This is a genomic window from Chromohalobacter nigrandesensis (assembly GCF_023061285.1).
GTDB lineage: Bacteria > Pseudomonadota > Gammaproteobacteria > Pseudomonadales > Halomonadaceae > Chromohalobacter > Chromohalobacter nigrandesensis.
On the sequence record NZ_JAKGAM010000031.1, the window covers coordinates 1 to 1,970 of the forward strand.

Annotated in this window: 1 rRNA gene; it reads left to right on the forward strand. The window is 56.1% G+C overall.

From position 1 onward, the window contains the following. Window positions 1-378: 378 nt before the first annotated feature. Window positions 379-1,918 (forward strand): 16S ribosomal RNA (locus L1073_RS17025). The last annotated feature ends 52 nt before the right edge of the window (window positions 1,919-1,970 follow it).

The following is a 1,970-nucleotide window of genomic DNA, read 5'->3' on the forward strand; positions in this document are numbered from 1 at the left end:
ACCTTCGGGTGGCTTTCTCGCTTGACAGTGACGCCGAATTCGGTAAAATGCGCCGCATCTCGAAAGGCCCTGACAACGCCGTCATTTGAAGCGATGTCAGCGATTGTTACGTAGGCTGCGGCCATTGACAATCACGGCGCTTTCGGTAGAATACGTCTTCCTCGTTAGGCGCTTCGGCGAAAACGAGAGCTCCGCTCTTTGTAGAGCACGGAGACGCTCTTTAACAATCGATCAGGTAATTCATGTGGGCGTTTGCTCAGGATAGGGGTGCTAGTCACGACCTATCAAGGCAAGCGACTCGTCAGAGACCTTCGGGTCTTTTTGAGAACGTTTTAGTCTTGAACCAAGTTTGGTCCGCTCAACGGACTATCAGACTTTCAACTGAAGAGTTTGATCATGGCTCAGATTGAACGCTGGCGGCAGGCCTAACACATGCAAGTCGAGCGGAAACGATCCTAGCTTGCTAGGAGGCGTCGAGCGGCGGACGGGTGAGTAATGCATAGGAATCTACCCAGTCGTGGGGGATAACCTGAGGAAACTCAGGCTAATACCGCATACGTCCTACGGGAGAAAGCGGGGGCTCTTCGGACCTCGCGCGATTGGATGAGCCTATGTCGGATTAGCTGGTTGGTGAGGTAACGGCTCACCAAGGCGACGATCCGTAGCTGGTTTGAGAGGATGATCAGCCACACCGGGACTGAGACACGGCCCGGACTCCTACGGGAGGCAGCAGTGGGGAATATTGGACAATGGGCGCAAGCCTGATCCAGCCATGCCGCGTGTGTGAAGAAGGCTTTCGGGTTGTAAAGCACTTTCAGCGGGGAAGAAGGCTTGTCGGTCAATACCCGGCAAGAGCGACATCACCCGCAGAAGAAGCACCGGCTAACTCCGTGCCAGCAGCCGCGGTAATACGGAGGGTGCAAGCGTTAATCGGAATTACTGGGCGTAAAGCGCGCGTAGGCGGCGTGTCACGCCGGGTGTGAAAGCCCCGGGCTCAACCTGGGAACGGCATCCGGAACGGGCAGGCTAGAGTGCAGGAGAGGAAGGTAGAATTCCCGGTGTAGCGGTGAAATGCGTAGAGATCGGGAGGAATACCAGTGGCGAAGGCGGCCTTCTGGACTGACACTGACGCTGAGGTGCGAAAGCGTGGGTAGCAAACAGGATTAGATACCCTGGTAGTCCACGCCGTAAACGATGTCGACTAGCCGTTGGGTCCCTTGAGGACTTAGTGGCGCAGTTAACGCGATAAGTCGACCGCCTGGGGAGTACGGCCGCAAGGTTAAAACTCAAATGAATTGACGGGGGCCCGCACAAGCGGTGGAGCATGTGGTTTAATTCGATGCAACGCGAAGAACCTTACCTACCCTTGACATCCTGCGAACCCGGAAGAGATTCCGGGGTGCCTTCGGGAGCGCAGAGACAGGTGCTGCATGGCTGTCGTCAGCTCGTGTTGTGAAATGTTGGGTTAAGTCCCGTAACGAGCGCAACCCTTGTCCCTATTTGCCAGCGATTCGGTCGGGAACTCTAGGGAGACTGCCGGTGACAAACCGGAGGAAGGTGGGGACGACGTCAAGTCATCATGGCCCTTACGGGTAGGGCTACACACGTGCTACAATGGCCGGTACAAAGGGTTGCGAAAGCGCGAGCTGAAGCCAATCCCGAAAAGCCGGTCTCAGTCCGGATCGGAGTCTGCAACTCGACTCCGCGAAGTCGGAATCGCTAGTAATCGTGCATCAGAATGGCACGGTGAATACGTTCCCGGGCCTTGTACACACCGCCCGTCACACCATGGAAGTGGACTGCACCAGAAGTGGTTAGCTTAACCTTCGGGGGAGCGATCACCACGGTGTGGTTCATGACTGGGGTGAAGTCGTAACAAGGTAGCCGTAGGGGAACCTGCGGCTGGATCACCTCCTTAAACGACCGTGCATCCCGTCCTGGGTAAGCGCTCACAATGAATTACCTGATCG